Origin of the sequence: Autumnicola patrickiae, from assembly GCF_031846525.1 — a bacterium.
Classification (GTDB): Bacteria; Bacteroidota; Bacteroidia; order Flavobacteriales; family Flavobacteriaceae; genus Autumnicola; species Autumnicola patrickiae.
This window is the reverse complement of the sequence record NZ_JAVRHM010000015.1, coordinates 97,132-117,647: the sequence shown is the minus strand read 5'-3', so window position 1 is coordinate 117,647 and position 20,516 is coordinate 97,132. Positions and strand designations below refer to the sequence as shown.

Below are 20,516 nucleotides of genomic sequence, written 5' to 3'. Positions count from 1 at the left end.
TGGCTCGGGAGTAGGTCTAAATGCCTTTTGTGAAGTACAAAAACATAGGAAGCGGGACTAAATGATAAAATGGAATTCCTATCAGGCGGACTTAACTTTAAAGATGTAGATTGGGAATGAAGTGTTTCTGCCGTTTTTCAGGCAGGGTTAACGTAATGGACATCGGAATCTTTAGAGTTGTGTCCAAGACCTTTACAGGGAAGTGCTTTGCCCGGAATGCAGCTTTTCGCGGAATGGAGCGGCAATGTGCTGACCGGGTTATGAAAACGGATTATCCTCTTGAAGTAGGATTTAAAGCGGACTTGACTTCAAAGGTGTAGATTGGAATGGAGTTTGGCCGCTTCCCGAATTTTCTAGGGAATGAGCGGGCAAGTGGAATGGGAATCGGAAGCTTTGGAGTTGTGTCCAAGACCTTTGTAATGAAGCGCTTTTCCCGAAATGCAGCTTTTTCTGCGGAATGCAGGGGAATGGGCTGAATAACGTGAAAAACATAGCGTTCATTCCAACTCATTAACTAATTGAAGATTGGTGTGTCTATCAGTCAATAGATTTTTAAGATATTTGTTAATCAAATCATAATAAAAAAATAAAGCTATAGATGAATATATTTAAGAAAAAACTAGAAGACACATCTCCAAAGGAATTAAATTTTGAACCAATAGAATTATTTCAAAATTTATTCCATAAGGAGGGATACGCATACCTAAGAGGCATACAAGAAGAGGTGTTAAATTCTTGGCATAGCATAAGGGATCAACGAGATGTTTTGTGTAAAATGAATACAGGATCAGGAAAAACTCTTGTAAGCCTATTGATGTTATACTCAAAAATGATTGAAGGAGTCGGTCCAAGTTTGTATCTCTGTCCAGACAAACAACTATTAGAACAGGCAAAGTTGCAAGCGGATCTATATGGAATACCTGTTTGTGAAATTGAATATCACGGGCAAAGAAGTGTTTTTCCTGATGACTTCTTAAATTCAAAAGCCATCTTATTATGCACGTTCCAAAAATTGTTCAATTCCCGTTCTATATTTGAAAGGGATAATATTGACGTTGGTTCAATCGTCCTTGATGATGCCCACGTCTGTCTAGACAAAGCTAGAGAAGCAACTACATTATATATACCTTTCAATCACGACTTGGCAGATAGGTTACTGAAGTTATTTCAAGAAGAGCTGAAATACCAAGCCCCAGGAACTTATCATCGACTGATTCAAGGTGATCCGTATGCCAAGATACTTAAAGTTCCTTATTGGGCTTGGCTAACGCGTATTGATGAGTTAATAAAACTCATAGGCAGTTTCAGTGAAGATAGAGAGCTTATGTTCAAATGGGGTTTAATAGCTGACGACTTGAAATCTTACGATTGTTATGTCGGACCCAAAGGAATTGAGATCGCACCATCCTATGTGCCATTTCATAATGTTAGAGCTTTTAATGAGGCCAAACATAGATATATTTTATCTGCTACATTTGAAGATCAGATTGATTTAATTAAAGATTTAGGTATTAATATTAATAGTATAAAGAATGCCTTGATTCCTAAAGATCGTAAGGATGTTGGGCAAAGATTGATCCTCGCTCCTCAAAGATTTGATTCAAGAATAACAGATGAGCAAATTATGTCTTTGGCCAAGGAATATTCAGAATCTGGAATAAATGTATTGGTATTGACGCCTTCATCAAATAGAGCAACCAAATGGGAAGATTTTGGAGCGGAGATAATCGAAAATGATAACATAAATGAAGAAATCGCTAAATTAAGAACTGAGAAAGGGTTGTTCTATGTTTTAGTAAATCGTTATGATGGTGTTGACTTGAATGGTGATATGTGCCGCGTTTTAATTTTAGACGGCTATCCCTCATTCAGCTCTTATGAGCAACTTTATGCCGAATTACGGTTAGAATCCGTTAAGGCTTCTTTGAAAGCACAGATAATAGAACAAGGACTTGGTAGAGCTGTAAGATCAGGTAGTGATTATTGCGCAGTTTATTTAATGGGTAAAGACTTGCTCCAATTTGTAGGCAATAAATCCAACTTACAATATTTTACACCAGTTACACGCAAGCAATTGAAACTTGGTTTATCGCTTCTTGATGACGAATCTACTGATAAATCTTTGAATACGATTAAGGATACCGCCAACCTATGTCTCGTTCAAGATATGAGTTGGAGGGAATATCATTCAGAAATATTATCGAAAGTTGACGTTGACAAAACTGATGACCGAATCATAAAGAATTTAGAAATTGCAGATTTTGAGTCACAAGCAATCGAAAATTATAGAAGAAGAGATTATGAAGGTGCATCAAAGTTAATTCTAGATAAAATAGTAGATACTGTAGAATTAACCGACAAGCAGAAGGGCTGGTATTTTGAAAAAGCAGCTAATTATCTTCACTTAGATAATGCACCAAAATCAAATGACCTTCAAATTAAAGCAGCACAAACAACTTCCCATATGCTGCAATCAAAAAATGGACATAGTTATACGAAAATTATGGCTAGTGAAGAGCAGGCATCTCAAGTTTTAAATTTTATCAAGCAATTTGAGACTTCCCAAGACTTTAAAATGTATTTTGAAACCTTATTGGAAAATCTTCAATTTAGTCAAGATATACCTCATACGAAATTTGAGAATGCCTTTGCTGAAATTGGTAGGCTTATAGGTTTTTATACTCAGGAACCCGAAGCGGAATTTGGAAATGGCCCTGATGTACTATGGGTGATGACTGGAAATCATTACCTCGTTTTAGAAGCCAAGTCTAGAGCCATACACGATGAAATCACCAGAGATAATATTAATCAATTGTTAGGTTCAGGTGAATGGTTTAAAAAACTCTATGGGGGTGCTGCAAATTTTAATTTGGTTACCATTCAACCTCCAAATATAAAAGGATGGAATGTAAATACTAGTGAAAATACACGAGTGATTGATGAAGAATCATTAAATTTATTAAAAGATAATCTTAGAAGATTTGTTGACGGAATCAATAATTCAGGTTTCACGGCAACTAGTACTAAAGAAATAGCTAACTTATTGGGCACACACAATTTAACAACAAACGGTTTTTTGAAAAGTTTCTTAAAACCTGTAATTTCTAAAAAGGGATAATCTTTTAAAATATAGGTGGTCGAGTGGTCTAAGGCACCTGATTGAAGATCAGGCGTACGGGGAACTGTACCGGGAGTTCGAATCTCCCTCTATCCGCAAATACGTAAGTATTATAGCCCGCAGCTTCTGTTGCGGGCTTGTTGGTTAATTCAAGACCGTAAAATATTGAAAAAACCGTTTTTTATTTAATCCTTAGGAATAATTATGACTCACCTTTTGGGTTTTATAACATTTTTGGAAAAGGAATGTTTCAGATGAATTATTAAACAGAATTATCTTTTTGTAAGATAATTAGACCTGTTCTTCCTACAATTTTGCATAAACACAACAATTAGGGATGATCCGCTCTTTGCCCGATATGGAGCTTTTTCTGCAGAATGCAGGGAAATGTGCTAAAAGGGGGATTATGAATACCAGATCTTACTACACAAAGGCTGTGAAAATAGCATTTATTAGCTTTTAATAGCAAAACAGATCAAACTTAAAGCCAAGAAGAAAAATAGCAAAATGTTGTACCTATGTTGTACCAAGTCATAAAAAAAGCCGAGATTTTCATCTCAGCTTTTTTCGTACCGAAGGAGGGACTCGAACCCTCACGCCTTATCAGCAAAGGATTTTGAATCCTTCGTGTCTACCATTCCACCACTTCGGCATATCATTTTGCGCCTTTCTAAATTTGGATTTTGAATCCAGCGCGTCTACCAATTCCGCCACTCGAGCAAAATGGATCGCAAAAGTAAATAAAATTGATGTAATTATCGAATTTTTAAATTTTTTTCTACTATTATTCTTGTTTTTAAATGTCCTCTTATAAAAGTATCATAAAAAAATAACAGCTTGTAAAAATCCCTGTGCTTTATCTATAAATTGTACTAGCTTTGTTAATAATAAATTCTAAATCCCTTCTTCGCCCTACTACTGAAGGATCAAATTAGACATCGCTTATGCAGTGGTACGTTTTGTATACAAAACCAAAATGGGAATTAAAAGTTTTTGAAAACCTCCAGAAGAAAAACATACGGGCTTATTGCCCCACGATTACAGAGGTAAAGCAATGGAGCGACCGGAAGAAAAAAATCACAGTTCCTCTTTTCAGATCCTATTTATTCGTTCATCTTGCTGAGAAAGATCGTAACAATGTTTTCGATGTACCGGGAGTGGTCCGTTACCTTTATTGGCTGGGAAAACCAGCTATTGTTCGCGATGCGGAAATTGATACGATACGTGACTGGCTGGATGATGAGAAAGTAGATGAAGTAAAGGTTGAAGCAATTTCTGTTGGTGATAATGTGAAAATTTCCCAGGGAGCTTTTAAGGATCAGGAGGCTTTCATTAAAGAAATCGGAAAAAAATATATGAGGTTGCTACTTCCTTCTATGGGTTGCATCGTTACCGCAAAAATTTCAGATGTTGTATAGAGTCTGGTTTTACTAAATGCTTTGCTCATGTTCGGATATTAAGTAATTCCGTATAAAAGCATGAGATTTCCCTAGAATAATTATTTTTGGTGCTTGTGCAGAGTCTCAAATCTGCACCGGTAGAAAAGCTTTACCCAAATCTTAATCATTATTAATCCGTAGCTGGACGAATTGAAAGAAGTCTCACATAAGCGGCATATCGCTAAGGCCATTACCTGGAGGTGTATTGGTACCCTCGATACCATTCTCCTTTCCTGGTTTATTACCGGCGATCCATTTATGGGTCTGCAAATTGGTCTGGCCGAAGTCCTCACAAAAATGCTGCTGTACTATTTCCATGAGCGGCTATGGATTAGGATAAACCTGGGGAAACAAGTAATTAGCCAGTGGCGGCATATTCTTAAAACTATCAGTTGGAGAGTTGTGGGAACTCTGGATACTATGCTTCTGGCCTGGCTTATTTCAGGAAATCCGGTGGTGGGTCTTCAAGTGGGAATGGTAGAGGTAGTGACGAAAATGCTTCTTTATTATTTACATGAAAGAGTCTGGTATAAAGTTGATTATGGGATTAAAGACAGGAGCACCAAAGAACATGTTTTAGCCCAAGATAACCTCCTCCCGCAAGAATATAGCGTATCTCAAAAATATAGATCTCAACTCAAAAGGCACCAACCATTGGTGGTCTGGTTTAGCGGTCTCTCTGGTTCTGGAAAATCGACTCTTGCCAATTTGGTGGAAAAAAAATTAGCTGAAAAAGGAATTCATACCTATTCTCTGGACGGCGACAACATTCGCACAGGATTAAATAAAGACCTCGTGTTTACTTCAGAAGAAAGATCTGAGAATATTCGTAGAATAGCTGAAGTAGCCAAGCTATTTATCGATTCTGGAACTGTCGTTATTGCCGCTTTTATCACTCCTTTGAAGTCTGATAGGGAAATTATTAAACAAATAGTTGGCGAAAGGTTCGTGGGAATTTTCGTAAAAACTTCCCTTCAGGAATGTGAAAGGAGAGATGTAAAAGGTCTTTATAAAAAAGCCCGTTCCGGAGAAATTAAAAATTTTACAGGTATCGATGCGCCTTATGAAGAACCCGTTGACTTTGATATTACCATAGATACAGAGAACTGTACTGCTCAAGAAGCAGTAGAGCAAATTATATGTGTAGTTGAGAGAAGGATTGTAAGCAGGAAATAACGTCAATAATTAATAGTAAAATAATATGACCAAACTTTTAGAAACAGCAATCCAGGCTTCTATCGAGGCGGGAAAGCGTATTATGGAAATTTATAAAAATGAGGATTTCGAGATCGTGGCAAAAGAAGATGATTCCCCGCTAACCAAGGCAGATTTGGCTTCGCATAATATCATAATGAGTTATCTGGAGCAACTGGAAATCCCAATCCTTTCAGAAGAAGGTAAGGATCTTTCTTACAAGAATCGTAAAGATTGGTCGAAGTTATGGATAGTAGATCCTATAGATGGTACAAAAGAATTTATTAAAAGGAATGGCGAATTTACTGTAAATATTGCGCTGGTAGAAGATCAAAAACCTGTATTGGGAGTGATTTACGTCCCCGCTTTAGAAGAACTTTATTTTGCTGCAAAAGGAGTTGGCTCTTATAAAGTAGATAAAATAACGGAATTTTCGGGAGTGCAGGAGTTGCTGAAAACTGCCATTAAACTTCCTATAACTTTTGAAAGGGGAAATTATACTGTTGTGGCAAGTAAATCTCATCTTTCTTCTGAAACAAAAGAATATATAAATTCTTTGGAAAATGAACATGGAAAAGTAGATACTATCTCTGTGGGTAGTTCTCTGAAGTTGTGCATGGTGGCAGAAGGCAAAGCCGACTGTTATCCGCGTTTTGCACCTACAATGGAATGGGACACCGCGGCAGGCCAGGCAATCTGTACCTATGCAGGAAAAAAGGTAATTGATTACGAGACAAAAGAAGAAATGCTTTATAACCGCGAAAATCTGCTAAATAACTGGTTTCTGGTTGTGGATGAAGATAATTTGAAGGTTTAAAAGTTTCTCGTGAATGGTGAAGAGGCAGAGTTCAGTTCAATATTCATTATTTGCTTCTCTCGTAGTTGTGGCTTTAAAGAATTAAGAAGGAAAAGTGTCATAAAGTATTATGAACTTCTTTAAGGTCGATAATTGGCATTTCTGGCATAGGATTTATGCAGGGGAGAGGGAAGGGTGGAGAAGTTTTTCAGCGTAAATCTGCAAAGTCCAATCACAAAATTAAATTTGTTTCCGAACTTTTAAATTCTAAACTTTTTACTCTTTAACTATTAAAAAAAGCCATGTCCGATTTTATTTTTTCTAAAAAGTCTTTTCTAAAAGATCAGCTAGCGCTGGAGATAAAAAAGATTCTGACGGAGGAAAAACTTGAGATAACAGAATTCCACGGAAGTTGGGGGTCTTTGGCAGTTAGTAAGAATCTGTACAACGGATTCTTGCCTATTGAGACAGAGGAGCATATTTTTGTTGTTTTAGGAGGTCCCGTGCTTAATTTTACTGCCAATTCTTTTATTTCTTCAGAAAATGGAAACAAAGGTACTAGGCAAGTTTATGATCGGTGGCAGAAAGGAAAAATTAAATGGGATGAGGATCTAAGCGGTGCGTTTGCCCTCCTGATTGTCGATAAGGGCAGAGGAGAACTTTTATGTGTAACCGATTTATTATCATTCATTCCGGTTTATCTTTTTAAGGATAAAAATGATCTGTTTCTTTCTTCCCACGTGGATGTGCTAGCAAATGTTGCGGATAGGCAGATGGATATTGATGTTGTATCCCGCGCAGACTTTATTCTTACCGGGGTGGTAACTTTTCCGTTTACTATGTATACCTCAATTAAACAATTATTGCCCGCCACGGTTTACGTCCACAAAGAAGATGAAGAAACTTTTAACTCTAAAACTTACTGGATCCCCACCGAAACAAACTTTTATACTTCTGTTGAAACGGCCGCGACAGATGTCAGGGAGAGTATAGAACGATATATAGAAATAGTTTGTGATAAAACAATAGAAGTGGCACAATTTATAAGTGGTGGCGAAGATTCCAGATTAGTTGCGGCACTTTTACCAGAGAATATAAAGCGGGATGCCTTTGTTTTTCTGGACTCGATGAACCGGGAAGGAATTTTGGCTCAAAAAGCTGCTAAAATTTATGGTGCAAATTTTAAGTTGGCAAGCCGTACTAAAAATCATTATCTTCAAATTCTTCCTGCTGCTTCCCGACTTGTGGGCAGCGGGGCCGAATATATGCATGCCCATTCCTATGGATTTCATCAAAGTTGTCAACTGAAGAAATATAATGCAGTGTTCGGCGGCCTTTTTGCTGATGCTTTTCTGAAAGGTGCACGAATACCAAAAGAACCAAAAACCCGATTTGGAGCCAGGGTAAAACAACAAAATCCACAATTAAAAAAGGTTCAACATAAGCTTTTTTCGACTGAAGTTTTAGAGGAAGTAAATAAACGACGGAAGACGCATATTGACCTAATAGAGAAAATGCGACCCCAATCTGCTACGGAATGGTTTAATTTCTGGCCAATATCAATGCATGAGAGTGCGCCCAATATCCATGCGAACCGAAGACTTTTTAGAAGCTATGAACCTTTTACCTCTGGTGAAATAGTAAAAATTTCGGCTCGTATCCCTCAGGAATGGAAACTGAACCGGCTGCTCTTTCATAGAGTAGCAAAACCCTTATTAAAGCCTTCTAAATGGCTGATGCACAATACTGGCAGGTTACCTTATTTCCCAGACATGATTAATCGGTTTATAGCGCTTCCTTTAAGATATATGAGGAAATTGAGAGAAACAAGGGAATTTCGTCGCAGGAATCACGGTCCCTGGGCGCAGTGGGACGTTCTCGCACAGAGTAATGAATGGAGGAAAATGATCGAGAAATATTCAGAGGGATTGGAAAAAATAAACGAAAACTTTAAAGGAAAAAGTGCCGAAGAGATATACCGGCATTTCAATGTGTCCCAAAAATTCAGGCTACTACAGGTAACGGAGGGAATTTCGTCTGCGAAATCCAAACCTTGAACTTTTTTTCAAATGTCTACAACGACTAATTCGGTTCGGACTATATTTTGTTTATTTATACGTAAAAAGGAAAAGATATTCCTGTTTTTCTTCTGCATAAATCTGGGGAATTAGCGGGAGATTTTCTAATTTCAAAAAGGAAATAGTTAAGAAGAGAAAAGAGTAAAGTAGACTAGGCTAATATCTTTTAAGCATGTCTACCGTCTACCGTCTACCGTCTACCGTCTACCGTCTGCTAATTTTTAAAAAGAACACAAAACAGCCACCGCATATCAATAGAAATTATTCCTAAATTTGCAGCGCTTACAATTTCAACTATATTTACTCTCAAAATAATTATCCACTATGTCTACCGTAGTAACTGACGCGAAATTCTTTAATTGTACGCAAAGCAGGGAACTCGCCGAAAAAATTGCAGCTGCTTATGGCAGCAAACTTGGGAATGTGATTACCTCTACTTACAGCGACGGGGAGTTTCAGCCTTCTTTTGAAGAATCTGTACGTGGTGCCAGGGTATTTATTATTGGCTCGACCCATCCTGGTGCAGACCATCTTATGGAGATGCTTTTAATGCTGGATGCTGCAAAACGTGCCTCTGCGCGTCATATTACAGCGGTAATGCCATATTTTGGATGGGCAAGACAGGATAGAAAAGATAAACCGCGTGTACCTATCGCGGCGAAAATGATTGCCAGTATTCTCGAAACCGCAGGAGCTACCCGAATAATTACGATGGACCTGCATGCAGATCAGATCCAGGGCTTCTTCGAAAAACCTGTAGATCATCTTTTTGCTTCCACTGTATTTTTACCGTATCTCAGAAATCTGAATCTAAGTAATCTTACCATAGCATCTCCCGATATGGGAGGTTCAAAGAGAGCTTATGCCTATTCAAAAGCCTTAGAAAGTGATGTGGTTATTTGCTATAAGCAACGTGGAAAAGCCAATGTTGTTTCCCATATGGAACTAATAGGTAATGTGGAAGGAAGAAATGTTGTGCTGGTGGATGATATGGTAGATACTGCCGGAACCCTTACCAAAGCTGCTGACCTCATGATGGAACGCGGTGCAATTAGTGTCCGGGCAATCTGTACCCATCCCGTACTTTCGGGAGAAGCTTATGAGCGGGTTGAAAATTCGAAATTGCAGGAATTAATTGTAACCGACTCAATTCCGCTGAAAAAGGAAAGCAGAAAAATTAAAGTCGTTAGCTGCGCCGATTTATTTGCTGATGTAATGAACAGAGTGCATAATAACAGGTCTATCAGCTCTAAATTTATAATGTAGATATTGAGTTGAAAGTTGAAAAGTCTGAAAGTTCAAAGCGTAAAAGCTTTTAAAACGGAGATTGGCGTAGAGGAAGGTCTGTTTAAGTTAAAGAGTTAAAAAGGGAAGGAGTTAAATAAAAGGGAAAATCTTTAAACCGCTGTACCGGATTTCGAATTTTGAACGTTCTGCGGGATCAGAGGTGAGAAGCTAAACCTGAAACTTTAAACTTTTCAATCAACTGCAAACTCTGAACAACAAACTTCCTAGCGTCTGCGCGATCAGCGGGACTTCAAACCTAAAACCTGAAACTTTTCTTCTCCAAATCCCAAGCTCCGTACAAATAAACTGACAACCGGTAAACCACAACTGCGGAATAATGAACTTCCCACTCTCCTCTTCCCACTTTAAATACAACCCAGAACAGGCAACAGAGATCTAAACTCCCAACTCCGAAACACCAAACACCAAACAATCCACAACTGAAAGACCTCCAAACTTTTAAACAATAACTTTTTATAGAAGCGAAAAAAAATTTACTTTTGCAGCCTAAAAATTAATAATAATGAAGTCAATTACGATCAACGGATCTAAAAGAGAAAGCGTAGGCAAGAAATCAACGAAGGCCTTACGTAATGCTGGACAGGTTCCTTGCGTATTGTATGGTGGGGGGCAGGAGCCTTTACACTTTGCTGCCGAGGAAATTGCATTCCAGAATCTAATTTACACTCCAGATGTTCACACAGTGGAAATTCAATTAGAAGGCGGTAAGAAGTATAACGCTGTATTGCAGGATATTCAGTTTCATCCTGTAACAGATGCTATCCTTCACATGGATTTTTATGAAATCTTTGAAGACACTCCAATTACTATGGAAATTCCAATCCACACTGTAGGAATTCCGCGTGGGGTTAAAAATGGTGGGGTTTTACGTTATAACCTACGTCGTCTGAAAGTTAAAGGGCTTCCTGGAGACTTACCAGATTTTATCGAAGCAGATGTTACCAAACTTAAGATTGGACAGAAGCTTTATGTTACTGCTGTTGAAAGTGATGATTTTAAAATTCAGCACCCAGATAACACAGTAATTTGTCAGGTTAGAACTTCACGTAATATCGTTGAAGATCTTGAAGACGAAGAAGATGAAGACGAAGTAGCAGCAGATGAAGTACCAGCTACTGAAGTAGATGATGCAGCCGGAGCTGAAGGAGATAGCAAAGAATAAATAGCTGATTCTCAAAATAAATTAAAGCATTCCTGTTTCGGTTTTTCCGGAATTCGGAATGCTTTTTTTATTGAAATAAGTTAACATTTTAAAGGTTTTAAAGCGCAAAGTCAAAGAGTTAAAGAGCGAAAGAGTAATGGAGTGAAAATGTTAAATTTGGTTTTAATAAAATCGGCTTCAGTAAAAGGATGTTTCATCCGGCTTAGTTAGAAAGGCTTTAACTTTCCTCTCTCCATAATAAGAGCATTCAAAAATGCCAAATATCGATTTCCAGTATAAAGAAAAAAGAGTTAAAGAGGAAAATTTCACATTCCAATCGTGCTCAATCACCAAATCATCAAATCTTTAAATTGTTTCCACTTTCCACTTCATTTTTAATTTTATCTTTACCAAAAAGAGCATATGTTGTCTTTCTTCGGAAGAATATTAAGTAAAAGAAAGCCTCAGGAAGAAATTGATCCCATGAAGAAATTTTTAATAGCTGGTCTCGGAAATATAGGCAGCGAATATGAAAATACAAGACATAACATAGGCTTTAAAATTGTAGATTATCTTGCTTCACAGGAGGAAATCTCCTTTTCTACAGACCGGCTGGGAGATATCGCTCAATTTAAATTTAAAGGCCGCACTTTTATTCTATTGAAACCCAGCACTTACATGAATCTTAGCGGAAAGGCTGTGAATTACTGGATGACGAAGGAAAAAATTCTTCCGGAAAATCTGCTGGTTGTGACAGACGATCTCAACCTCGCTTTTGGAACATTGCGTTTAAAAACAAAAGGTAGTGACGGCGGCCATAACGGATTAAAAGATATCCAGAACGTCCTTAATACCACAAAGTACAACAGGTTTAGATTCGGAATAAGTGATGAATTTTCTAAAGGAAAACAGATCGACTATGTGCTGGGGGAATGGACAGACGAGGAAAAGAGAAACCTTCCGGAGAGGTTGAAAAAATCTGCAGAACTTATAAAATCTTTTGGAACTGCCGGTGTTTCAAATACAATGAATAATTTTAACGGAAAATAAGCCGACTTTGAAAGAACATCAGGGAGCACATGCCTTTACCAGTGAGCGCCAGACCACTGTAACAATAGGGACTTTTGACGGAGTGCATGCAGGGCATCAAAAAATTATTGAACGGCTCGTAAATACAGCAAAAGCTAATAACCTGGAATCTGCTATCCTTACTTTTTTTCCGCATCCAAGGATGGTGCTGCAAAAGGAAAGCGGACTTAAATTAATTAATACCATTGCTGAAAGGAAGCAAATGCTGGAGACTACAGGCGTTGATCATTTGATTATTCATCCGTTTACGCACCAGTTTTCCCGGCTTTCCGCTCTGGAATTTGTTCGTGAAATTCTTGTGAACAAGCTAAAAGCAAAAAAGGTAATCATTGGTTACGATCATCGTTTTGGAAGGAATCGTACTGCAGATATTCACAACTTGAAGGAATTTGGGGAGCAATTCGGTTTCGAAGTCGAGGAGATTAGCAAACAGGAAGTGGAAGCTGTAGCGGTCAGTTCTACAAAGATTAGAAATGCGCTGTACGAAGGAAGGGTGGAAAGGGCAAATAATTACCTTCAGCATCCATTTACCTTAACCGGAAATGTGGTAAAAGGCCGCGGACTCGGTAAGGACTTTGGTTTCCCTACTGCAAATCTCGAAATTAAGGAAGATTATAAATTGATTCCCAAAAACGGAGTTTACGTTGTGAAATCTGAAATTGATGGAAAAGTTTACTTTGGAATGATGAATATAGGAACCAATCCTACCGTTGGCGGGGAAGATCAGACTATAGAAACATACTTTTTTAAACTGGATCAGGATCTTTACGGTAAAAAGCTTCAGATTCAACTGTTGGTCCGTATCCGGGACGAGAAAAAATTTGATTCTGTAGATTCACTAAAAATTGCGATGAAGCAGGATCAGGCTTTTTCCAGGCAGTATATACGTGATAACTATGCTGAATAGGTGGCTTTTTAAACACATAGATAATTCTGCTCTTGTAGTTTTCAGGATTCTTTTTGGATTGCTAATCACCCTTGAAGCCTGGGGTGCAATATTCTCCGGCTGGATCCAAAGAACTCTAATAGATCCACCAAAATTTACTTTTAATTTTATTGGCTTCGAATTTTTACAGCCGTTACCTGGCGATCTTATGCTCTGGTATTACGGTTTAATGGGGCTGTTCGGTGTTTTTGTGATGCTGGGTTTTAAATACCGGCTAAGCATATTTTGTTACGGGCTTATGTGGGCGGGAGTGTACCTCATGCAAAAATCTTCCTATAATAATCATTACTATCTGCTAATGTTGTTGTGCATGATTATGCTTTTTTTACCTGCACACCGGCATATTTCCCTGGATGCTATCCGGAATCCCTCGCTCAGGAAAATTTCGATGCCGCGCTGGGTTTGGATATTTATAGTACTACAATTGTGGATTGTTTACACCTACGCTTCTGTCGCCAAATTTTATCCCGACTGGCTGGATGGTACGGTGCCGGATATTCTAATGAAGAGTAAGCAGGATTACTGGCTGGTGGGCGATTTTCTACAACAGCAATGGATAAGGCCGGTAATCACATGGTTTGGACTTATATTCGATCTGTTAATAATTCCGTTGCTGTTATGGCGAAAGACGCGGGTACCGGCTTTTTTGCTGGCAATTTTTTTCCACCTTTTCAACAGTGTAATTTTTCAGATTGGAATTTTTCCTTACCTCTCGCTGGCTTTTATACTTTTCTTTTTCCCTACGGAAAAAATCAACAAATGGTTCCTTCGGAAAAAAAAGCCGCACTACGACAAAGGAGAAATCATTGTTCCATCTTATAACAAGGCGATAATTGGCATTTTGGCGTGCTGGTTTATAATTCAGATTTCTTTGCCGCTAAGACATTGGTTTTTTCAGGATAATGTGCTGTGGACAGAAGAAGGACATCGTTTGAGCTGGAGGATGATGCTGCGTTCCAAAAGCGGAAGCAGTCGGTTTAAACTTGTTGAAAAAGGCACTTCAGATACGCTTATTGTTAATAAATTCGATTATTTAAGCAAAAAACAACGGCGGGCAATCAATTCTAAGCCCGATATGCTCTGGCAGTTTGCACAGCGGCTTGAAGAAGAATATGCAGAGCAGGGAAAGGAAATAGAAATTTACATTGATGCTAAAGTAAGCGTTAATGGTCGAACCGCAAGGCGACTTATCGATCCAAAAGTGGATATGGCTAAGGCAGAATGGAGCCATTTTAGCCATAATGACTGGATTTTACCTTCAGATTTAGACTAGAACTTTTAAGCGCTTTTGTTACATTTGCTCCTTCAAAAATAATTAACCGGCACTTCTAAAAATAACGGCCTTATGTTACAAATCAGCACTATCAGAGAGCAGAAAGATGTTTTTATAGCAGCTTTAAAAAAGAGAAATTTTGATGCTCAGGGTATTTTTGACGAGCTTTTGCAGCTGGACGATATGCGCCGTTCTACCCAAACAAAACTGGACAAAACTTTAGCCGAATCTAATAAACTATCTAAAGAAATTGGAAATCTTTTCAAGAATGGGGAAAAGCAAAAGGCTAATTTATTAAAAGAGAAGACCGGAAGATTAAAAGAGAATTCTAAAAATTATTCAGAGTTGCTTGCCAATACGATTATTGAAATGGAAAAGCACCTGTACACGATTCCCAATATTCCGCATGAATCTGTTCCCGCGGGAACTTCCGAAGAAGATAATGAAGAGGTTTTTAAAGAAGGGGATATTCCGGTTTTAGCTGAAGGTTCTTTGCCGCACTGGGAACTGGCAAAAAAATACGATATTATAGATTTTGAACTGGGGAACAAAATTGCCGGTGCTGGTTTTCCTGTGTATAAAGGAAAAGGAGCAAGATTGCAACGCGCCCTCATCACGTATTTCCTGGATAAAGCTGTGGAAGCTGGTTATACTGAATATCAGTTGCCGTTAATGGTAAATGAAGCTTCTGGTTATGGTACAGGACAGTTACCCGATAAAGAGGGCCAGATGTACCATATTGCTGAAGATGATCTGTATATGATCCCGACTGCAGAAGTGCCTATGACCAACATGTTTAGGGATAATCTGCTAACCGAAAAGGATTTTCCTATCAGTTGCACCGGTTATACGCCGTGTTTTAGAAGGGAAGCAGGGTCTTACGGAGCACACGTACGCGGATTAAACCGTTTGCACCAATTTGATAAGGTAGAGCTGGTAAGACTTGAAAAACCTCAGGATTCCTATGCTGCCCTGGACGGAATGGTAGAACACGTGAAAGATATTCTTAAGGACCTGAAACTGCCTTATCGTATTCTGCGACTTTGTGGCGGTGATCTTGGTTTTACTGCCGCCCTCACTTATGATTTTGAAGTGTTCTCGACTGCACAGGATCGTTGGCTGGAGATTAGCTCTGTGTCCAATTTTGAAACTTTTCAGGCGAACCGATTGAAGTTGCGCTATAAAGACAAGGATAATAACAAAGAGCTGGTACATACCTTAAACGGAAGTGCATTAGCCTTACCACGAGTGCTTGCCGGAATTCTGGAAAATTATCAGACTCCGGAAGGTATTAAAGTTCCTGAAGTACTCGTTCCATACACGGGGTTTACGGTAATAGATTAGTTGCGCTGTCTAATTTAGTAAAGGTCGAAAATTGCCAATTTTCAGCCTTTTTTAGGTAAAAAATTAAGAAAAGTAGAATATATTACCCTCGTAGCGCTTTTTATTTTTTATCAGGCTTACCTGAAATTTAATTTCTGTTGAAGCAGTAGAATGAAGAACTCGGTATGGATTTGTTCCTGCAGATTTTATAAAAGATCTACGTCTATAAAATCATCATTAAACAGCACAAATCCTTATATTTACGCTATGCGTTATGTGCTTTCCTTTTGCCTGTTTTTGTTCGTCAATTTTTCGCTGTATTCCCAGTCAGAGCAATTGGCAATGAACTATTTTGACCAAGGGGAATATGAAAAAGCTCTGAAAACTTACCAGCAGCTTTTAAAGGAAAATCCTGCTAATCCGATGTTTTTTGAAGGAGTAGTATCTTCTTACCAGCAACTTGAAAATTTTGAAGCAGCAGAAAAGCTTTTGTACGATAAGCTTAATAATTCAGCGAATAATCCGAATGTGCTAATAGAGCTGGGACATAATTTTGAACTGAAAGGAAATGAATCCAAAGCTAATCAATTTTATGAGGAAGCTTTGGGGGCCATAGAAGGTAGGCCCAATTATGCTTATTCTATATCCCGCGGATTTGAAAAATACAATCTGCTGGATTTCGCTTCCAAAGCCTATGTAAGAGCGATGGAACTTAATCCGGAAATGAATTTTAACCTTCAGCTTGCCAGATTATATGGAGAGCAGGGTAAAACTGAAGAAATGTTCCGGAATTACCTGGATCTTATAGATGCCGATCCTAAGTTTTTTCCGGTGGCCAACAGGGAATTTAATCGATTTATTTCTGAAGATGCTTCTTCAGAAGCCAATACGATCTTTAGAAAATTACTACTGAAGAAGCTTCAGGAAAATCCCTCTTTGATCTATAACGAAATTTTGAGCTGGCTTTTTGTTCAGCAAAAGCAATATGATCGCGCATTTATTCAGGAGAAAGCTATGTATCGCCGGGGAGATGGCGGGTTGCAAGGCATCATAAATTTGGCAATTATCGCCCGTGATAACGAGGATTTAGAAACAGCAAAAGAAATTATTGGTTACGTAATAGAAGAATCACCTTCAGGAAATATTATTCTGCAGGGAAATCAGTTATTACTGGCTTTAAAGCTGGAAACCGCAAAACCTGAGGAGTATGAAGATCTTGATGCTGAATTTCAGCAGTTATTATCTCAATTTGGTTATAGTTTAAACACTTTGTCGCTTCAGATTGATTATGCTTCGTTCCTGGCCTTTAAAAGAAATAGAAATGAAGAAGCGGTGCAGTTGCTCAAAGACTTATCAGAAAAGGCAAATAGCGATTTTGACAAAGCTTCGGTGAAAATGACACTTGCCGATATTCTGGTGTTGGAAGAAAAATTCAATGAAGCTTTGATCTATTATTCGCAGGTGCAAAAACTGGTCAAGAATGATGAGATTTCTCAGAATGCACGTTTTAAAGTGGCAAAAACCAGCTATTACAAAGGCGATTTTGAATGGGCAAAGAATCAGCTGGATGTTTTAAAATCTTCAACTTCTCAACTAATTTCCAATGATGCGATGGAGTTGAGTTTGCTTATTGAAGATAATTCTATTGAGGATTCTACACAGGCAGCTTTAAAGCAATATGCAAGGGCAGACCTGCTGGCATTTCAGCAAAAAGATTCTGAAGCTGTAATCGTGCTGGATAGTGTGCTTACACGTCATAAAGGGGAAAAAATTGAAGACGAAGCGCTTTTAAAACAGGCAAAATTGCATGAAAAATTAGCCGACTATAAAAAGGCAGAGGCTAATTATCTACAAATTATTGAGCTTTATAATGAAGATATTCTGGCCGATAATGCTAATTTTTTCCTAGCAGAATTATATGCTAACTATCTTAATGAGCCAGAAAAGGCAAAGGATTACTATGAGCAGATAATTTTTAATTTTGCCGACAGTATTTATTTTGTGGATGCCAGGAAAAGTTTCCGCACATTACGGGGAGATCAGATCGAATAGTCCGTAATTTTCAGACTCAAATAATAGAATTCTATGTACATATATAACGTCACTGTTAATGTCCAGGAGGAAATCCATGATAAATGGGTAGACTGGATGAAAAAAGAACATATTCCGGATATGTTAAACACCGGAAAATTTTCAAAGGCTTTAATGACCAAAGTAATGGTAGAGGAGCCAATGGGGGGTATTACATATTCTGTTCAATATACTGCTGAAAATAAGGAAATGCTTCAGAAATACTACGAAGAAAATGCGGAGGAGCTAAGGGCTAAAACTAAACCTTTTGAAGGAAAATTCGTGGCTTTTAGAACAGAACTTGAGGTGATTTCTGAACAATAATCCTTCCCAAACTGCCATAAAGGAGCAGGTAAAACTACAGTTATGAAAAAGCAGAAAAAATTTAAATCCTCCTTTAAACGGGAGGAGAACCAGGATGCGGTAAGAGCTAAAAAGCATCTTGGTCAGCATTTTCTGAAAGACGAAACTATAGCTGAAAAAATTGCGGATACTCTAAGTTATTCCGGTTACAACAAAGTGCTGGAAATAGGTCCTGGAATGGGAGTGTTGACTAAATATTTGCTTCAAAAGAACGTAGAAGTTCATGTTATCGAAATAGACACCGAAAGTGTGGCTTATCTCAATGAAAATTATCCTGCTTTGCACGGCAGGATACATGAGCAGGATTTTTTGAAATACGATCTTTCTCAGGTTTTTAATCAGGAGCCGTATGCTGTAATTGGCAATTTTCCCTATAATATTTCTACACAAATTGTTTTTAAAGTGCTGGAAAATCGAGATCTGGTACCGGAATTTTCAGGAATGTTTCAGAAAGAAGTTGCAAAACGCATTTGTGAAAAAGAAGGAAATAAAACTTACGGAATTTTATCTGTACTTACTCAGGCTTTTTATGAAGCAGAATATCTTTTTACTGTACCACCTTCAGTATTTAATCCGCCGCCAAAAGTAGATAGCGGGGTACTTCGATTAAAACGCAAGGAGGATTATTCCCTTTCATGCGACGAGCGGCTGTTTTTTCGTGTGGTAAAAGCAGCTTTTAATCAGCGTCGCAAAACGTTAAGGAATAGTTTAAAAACCTTTGATTTGCCAGATAGTCTAAGGGAAGATACTATATTTGGGCAGCGTCCGGAGCAACTGAGTACAGAGGCTTTTATGGATCTGACTTTAAAAATTCAGCCCTATGCAATTTCAGGTTAGTGATGAACTTATAGAAAGAATAGAATTTCTCATCGAAAATCAAAAAGATGAGGAATTGCTGGATCTTCTGGAGGAAATCCATCACGCTGATATTGCAGAAATTATTACCGAATTAGACCTGGAGCAGGCAACCTACCTGGTTAAATTGCTGGACAGCCAGAAAACGGCCGAAGCTTTAATGGAGCTGGATATCGGCGTTCGGGAACGTATCCTGGAAACACTTTCTTCAAAAGAAATTGCCGAAGAGCTGGAGGAAATGGATACCGATGATGCTGCAGATATTATCTCTGAGCTTTCCCTCGAGCGCCAGCAAAATGTAATTGCCGAAATTCAGGATGAGCAGCATGCCGGTGATATTGTCGAGCTTTTGCGCTACGATGAGAATTCTGCCGGAGGTTTAATGGCAAAAGAGCTTGTAAAAGTAAATGAAAACTGGAGTGTGACAGGCTGTATGACCGAAATGCGTGCCCAGGCAGAGAATGTTACCCGCGTTCACTCCATTTATGTGGTGGATAATAGAAACAAATTAAAAGGTCGGCTTTCGCTTAAAGATCTTCTTACGGCATCCAATAATGCCAATATTAGTGATATTTATATTCCAAACGTAGACTATGTAAACGTGCATACCGAAGGCGAGGAAGTCGCCCGTGTTATGCAGAAATATGATTTGGAAGCCATTCCCGTGGTAGATGAAATGGGCCGCCTGGTTGGCCGCGTAACCATTGATGATATTGTAGATTTTATAAGGGAAGAGGCAGAAAGGGATTATCAAATGGCGGCTGGTATTTCTGAAGGTGTAGAAGCAGATGCAAGTATCTGGAAACTTACCCGTGCGCGTTTGCCATGGCTAATTCTTGCCCTTTTTGGTGGATTTATAAGTGTAACGGTGCTGGGAACTTTTGATGCGGCAATGCAAAAACATGCTGCACTTTTCTTTTTTGTACCGCTAATCGCGGCTATGGCGGGTAATGTGGGCGTTCAATCTTCAGCAATCGTTTTGCAGGGTCTTGCAAACCAGACTTTAAGAGGTTCACTCTTGAAACGGCTGATAAAAGAAGTTTTGCTAAGTCTTTTAAACGGATTTGTGCTGGCTACACTTCTTCTTGTAGGCGGAATTATTTTTTTGGGCTTCGATTTTCTTTTCGGGTTAACCATTGGAATTTCCCTTATTTCGGTAATTATAATAGCCTCGCTAATAGGAACATTTGTGCCTATCATTCTCGATAAATTCGGAATAGATCCCGCCATGGCCACCGGTCCTTTTATCACCACCAGTAATGATATTTTCGGGATAATTATCTTCTTTTCGATCGCGAAGGCGATATTGGAATTTTAAGAGACTCCCAAAAATTGACAAATATGGAATCTTTTATATCCTGAATTTTTTTCCTTTTCTTCAGATCTCAGGTTAAGAGGAGTTGAAGCCCGTCTTTCTTTTCTGAAAGTCCTTTAAAAACTTTTCTCTAAATTTTTTCTGAAGGGACCATTCTAAAATGGCAATTATGACCTATTATGTCACCAATGCACGAATTTATTTTCAT

General features: G+C 38.4%; 16 protein-coding genes and 2 tRNA genes. 17 read left to right on the top strand and 1 reads right to left on the bottom strand.

What is annotated here, in order from left to right; translation table 11 throughout:
- Positions 1 to 116 precede the first annotated feature (116 nt).
- The 3 genes from RM549_RS13455 (at position 117) to RM549_RS13445 (ending at position 3,214) form a co-directional block, all read left to right on the top strand.
- A complete protein-coding gene (locus tag RM549_RS13455) occupies positions 117 to 320 on the top strand; it encodes a hypothetical protein (RefSeq protein ID WP_311685674.1) in 204 nt (67 codons plus the stop codon).
- A gap of 278 nt (positions 321 to 598) precedes the next feature.
- Entirely contained in the window at positions 599 to 3,118 is a 2,520-nt protein-coding gene (locus tag RM549_RS13450; protein ID WP_311685672.1) for a DEAD/DEAH box helicase, read from the top strand.
- 11 nt (positions 3,119 to 3,129) lie between these two features.
- A tRNA-Phe gene (locus RM549_RS13445) sits at positions 3,130 to 3,214 on the top strand.
- 474 nt (positions 3,215 to 3,688) lie between these two features.
- On the opposite strand, the gene RM549_RS13440 is transcribed toward RM549_RS13445, so the two are convergent.
- Positions 3,689 to 3,770 (bottom strand) — tRNA-Leu (locus RM549_RS13440).
- A 292-nt stretch (positions 3,771 to 4,062) separates the two neighbouring features.
- Here RM549_RS13440 and RM549_RS13435 point away from each other — a divergent pair.
- The 14 genes from RM549_RS13435 (at position 4,063) to mgtE (ending at position 20,311) form a co-directional block, all read left to right on the top strand.
- The gene (locus RM549_RS13435; protein ID WP_311685671.1) at positions 4,063 to 4,536 is read left to right on the top strand and encodes a UpxY family transcription antiterminator; all 474 of its coding nucleotides are present in this window, start codon (positions 4,063 to 4,065) and stop codon (positions 4,534 to 4,536) included.
- A 171-nt stretch (positions 4,537 to 4,707) separates the two neighbouring features.
- Positions 4,708 to 5,733, top strand: a complete 1,026-nt coding sequence (gene cysC / locus RM549_RS13430; protein ID WP_311685670.1) for an adenylyl-sulfate kinase — start codon at positions 4,708 to 4,710, stop codon at positions 5,731 to 5,733.
- Positions 5,734 to 5,758: 25 nt separating this feature from the next.
- Positions 5,759 to 6,568, top strand: a complete 810-nt coding sequence (cysQ, locus tag RM549_RS13425) for a 3'(2'),5'-bisphosphate nucleotidase CysQ (RefSeq protein WP_311685669.1) — start codon at positions 5,759 to 5,761, stop codon at positions 6,566 to 6,568.
- Between the two features lie 281 nt (positions 6,569 to 6,849).
- Positions 6,850 to 8,604 carry an asparagine synthase-related protein gene (locus RM549_RS13420; protein ID WP_311685667.1) on the top strand — a complete coding sequence of 585 codons (1,755 nt, stop codon included), beginning with the start codon at positions 6,850 to 6,852 and terminating at the stop codon, positions 8,602 to 8,604.
- Between the two features lie 345 nt (positions 8,605 to 8,949).
- A complete protein-coding gene (locus RM549_RS13415; RefSeq protein WP_311685665.1) occupies positions 8,950 to 9,891 on the top strand; it encodes a ribose-phosphate pyrophosphokinase in 942 nt (313 codons plus the stop codon).
- 544 nt (positions 9,892 to 10,435) lie between these two features.
- Positions 10,436 to 11,095 carry a 50S ribosomal protein L25/general stress protein Ctc gene (locus tag RM549_RS13410; RefSeq protein ID WP_311685663.1) on the top strand — a complete coding sequence of 220 codons (660 nt, stop codon included), beginning with the start codon at positions 10,436 to 10,438 and terminating at the stop codon, positions 11,093 to 11,095.
- Between the two features lie 402 nt (positions 11,096 to 11,497).
- Complete coding sequence (gene pth, locus RM549_RS13405; protein ID WP_311685661.1) at positions 11,498 to 12,124, top strand: aminoacyl-tRNA hydrolase; 627 nt, start codon at positions 11,498 to 11,500, stop codon at positions 12,122 to 12,124.
- A 7-nt stretch (positions 12,125 to 12,131) separates the two neighbouring features.
- Complete coding sequence (locus tag RM549_RS13400) at positions 12,132 to 13,070, top strand: bifunctional riboflavin kinase/FAD synthetase (protein ID WP_311685659.1); 939 nt, start codon at positions 12,132 to 12,134, stop codon at positions 13,068 to 13,070.
- Positions 13,060 to 14,382: an HTTM domain-containing protein gene (locus RM549_RS13395; protein WP_311685657.1), complete on the top strand. Its 1,323-nt coding sequence runs from the start codon at positions 13,060 to 13,062 to the stop codon at positions 14,380 to 14,382. Before RM549_RS13400 ends, RM549_RS13395 begins: the two co-directional genes overlap by 11 nt.
- Before the next feature lie 72 nt (positions 14,383 to 14,454).
- Positions 14,455 to 15,726: a serine--tRNA ligase gene (gene serS / locus RM549_RS13390; RefSeq protein ID WP_311685656.1), complete on the top strand. Its 1,272-nt coding sequence runs from the start codon at positions 14,455 to 14,457 to the stop codon at positions 15,724 to 15,726.
- Between the two features lie 150 nt (positions 15,727 to 15,876).
- Positions 15,877 to 17,757, top strand: a complete 1,881-nt coding sequence (locus RM549_RS13385) for a tetratricopeptide repeat protein (RefSeq protein ID WP_311685654.1) — start codon at positions 15,877 to 15,879, stop codon at positions 17,755 to 17,757.
- Positions 17,758 to 17,790: 33 nt separating this feature from the next.
- The gene (locus tag RM549_RS13380; RefSeq protein WP_311685652.1) at positions 17,791 to 18,099 is read left to right on the top strand and encodes a DUF4286 family protein; all 309 of its coding nucleotides are present in this window, start codon (positions 17,791 to 17,793) and stop codon (positions 18,097 to 18,099) included.
- A 42-nt stretch (positions 18,100 to 18,141) separates the two neighbouring features.
- Entirely contained in the window at positions 18,142 to 18,975 is an 834-nt protein-coding gene (gene rsmA / locus RM549_RS13375) for a 16S rRNA (adenine(1518)-N(6)/adenine(1519)-N(6))-dimethyltransferase RsmA (RefSeq protein ID WP_311685650.1), read from the top strand.
- Positions 18,959 to 20,311 carry a magnesium transporter gene (gene mgtE / locus RM549_RS13370; RefSeq protein ID WP_311685648.1) on the top strand — a complete coding sequence of 451 codons (1,353 nt, stop codon included), beginning with the start codon at positions 18,959 to 18,961 and terminating at the stop codon, positions 20,309 to 20,311. The genes rsmA and mgtE overlap by 17 nt, the downstream gene beginning before the upstream one ends.
- The last annotated feature ends 205 nt before the right edge of the window (positions 20,312 to 20,516 follow it).

Coding starts and splice junctions, on each gene's coding strand:
- RM549_RS13455 (WP_311685674.1), top strand. CDS start 117: ATGAAGTGTTTCTGCCGTTTTTCAGGCAGGGTTAACGTAATGGACATC.
- RM549_RS13450 (WP_311685672.1), top strand. CDS start 599: ATGAATATATTTAAGAAAAAACTAGAAGACACATCTCCAAAGGAATTA.
- RM549_RS13435 (WP_311685671.1), top strand. CDS start 4,063: ATGCAGTGGTACGTTTTGTATACAAAACCAAAATGGGAATTAAAAGTT.
- cysQ (WP_311685669.1), top strand. CDS start 5,759: ATGACCAAACTTTTAGAAACAGCAATCCAGGCTTCTATCGAGGCGGGA.
- RM549_RS13420 (WP_311685667.1), top strand. CDS start 6,850: ATGTCCGATTTTATTTTTTCTAAAAAGTCTTTTCTAAAAGATCAGCTA.
- RM549_RS13415 (WP_311685665.1), top strand. CDS start 8,950: ATGTCTACCGTAGTAACTGACGCGAAATTCTTTAATTGTACGCAAAGC.
- RM549_RS13410 (WP_311685663.1), top strand. CDS start 10,436: ATGAAGTCAATTACGATCAACGGATCTAAAAGAGAAAGCGTAGGCAAG.
- pth (WP_311685661.1), top strand. CDS start 11,498: ATGTTGTCTTTCTTCGGAAGAATATTAAGTAAAAGAAAGCCTCAGGAA.
- RM549_RS13395 (WP_311685657.1), top strand. CDS start 13,060: ATGCTGAATAGGTGGCTTTTTAAACACATAGATAATTCTGCTCTTGTA.
- serS (WP_311685656.1), top strand. CDS start 14,455: ATGTTACAAATCAGCACTATCAGAGAGCAGAAAGATGTTTTTATAGCA.
- RM549_RS13385 (WP_311685654.1), top strand. CDS start 15,877: ATGAAGAACTCGGTATGGATTTGTTCCTGCAGATTTTATAAAAGATCT.
- RM549_RS13380 (WP_311685652.1), top strand. CDS start 17,791: ATGTACATATATAACGTCACTGTTAATGTCCAGGAGGAAATCCATGAT.
- rsmA (WP_311685650.1), top strand. CDS start 18,142: ATGAAAAAGCAGAAAAAATTTAAATCCTCCTTTAAACGGGAGGAGAAC.
- mgtE (WP_311685648.1), top strand. CDS start 18,959: ATGCAATTTCAGGTTAGTGATGAACTTATAGAAAGAATAGAATTTCTC.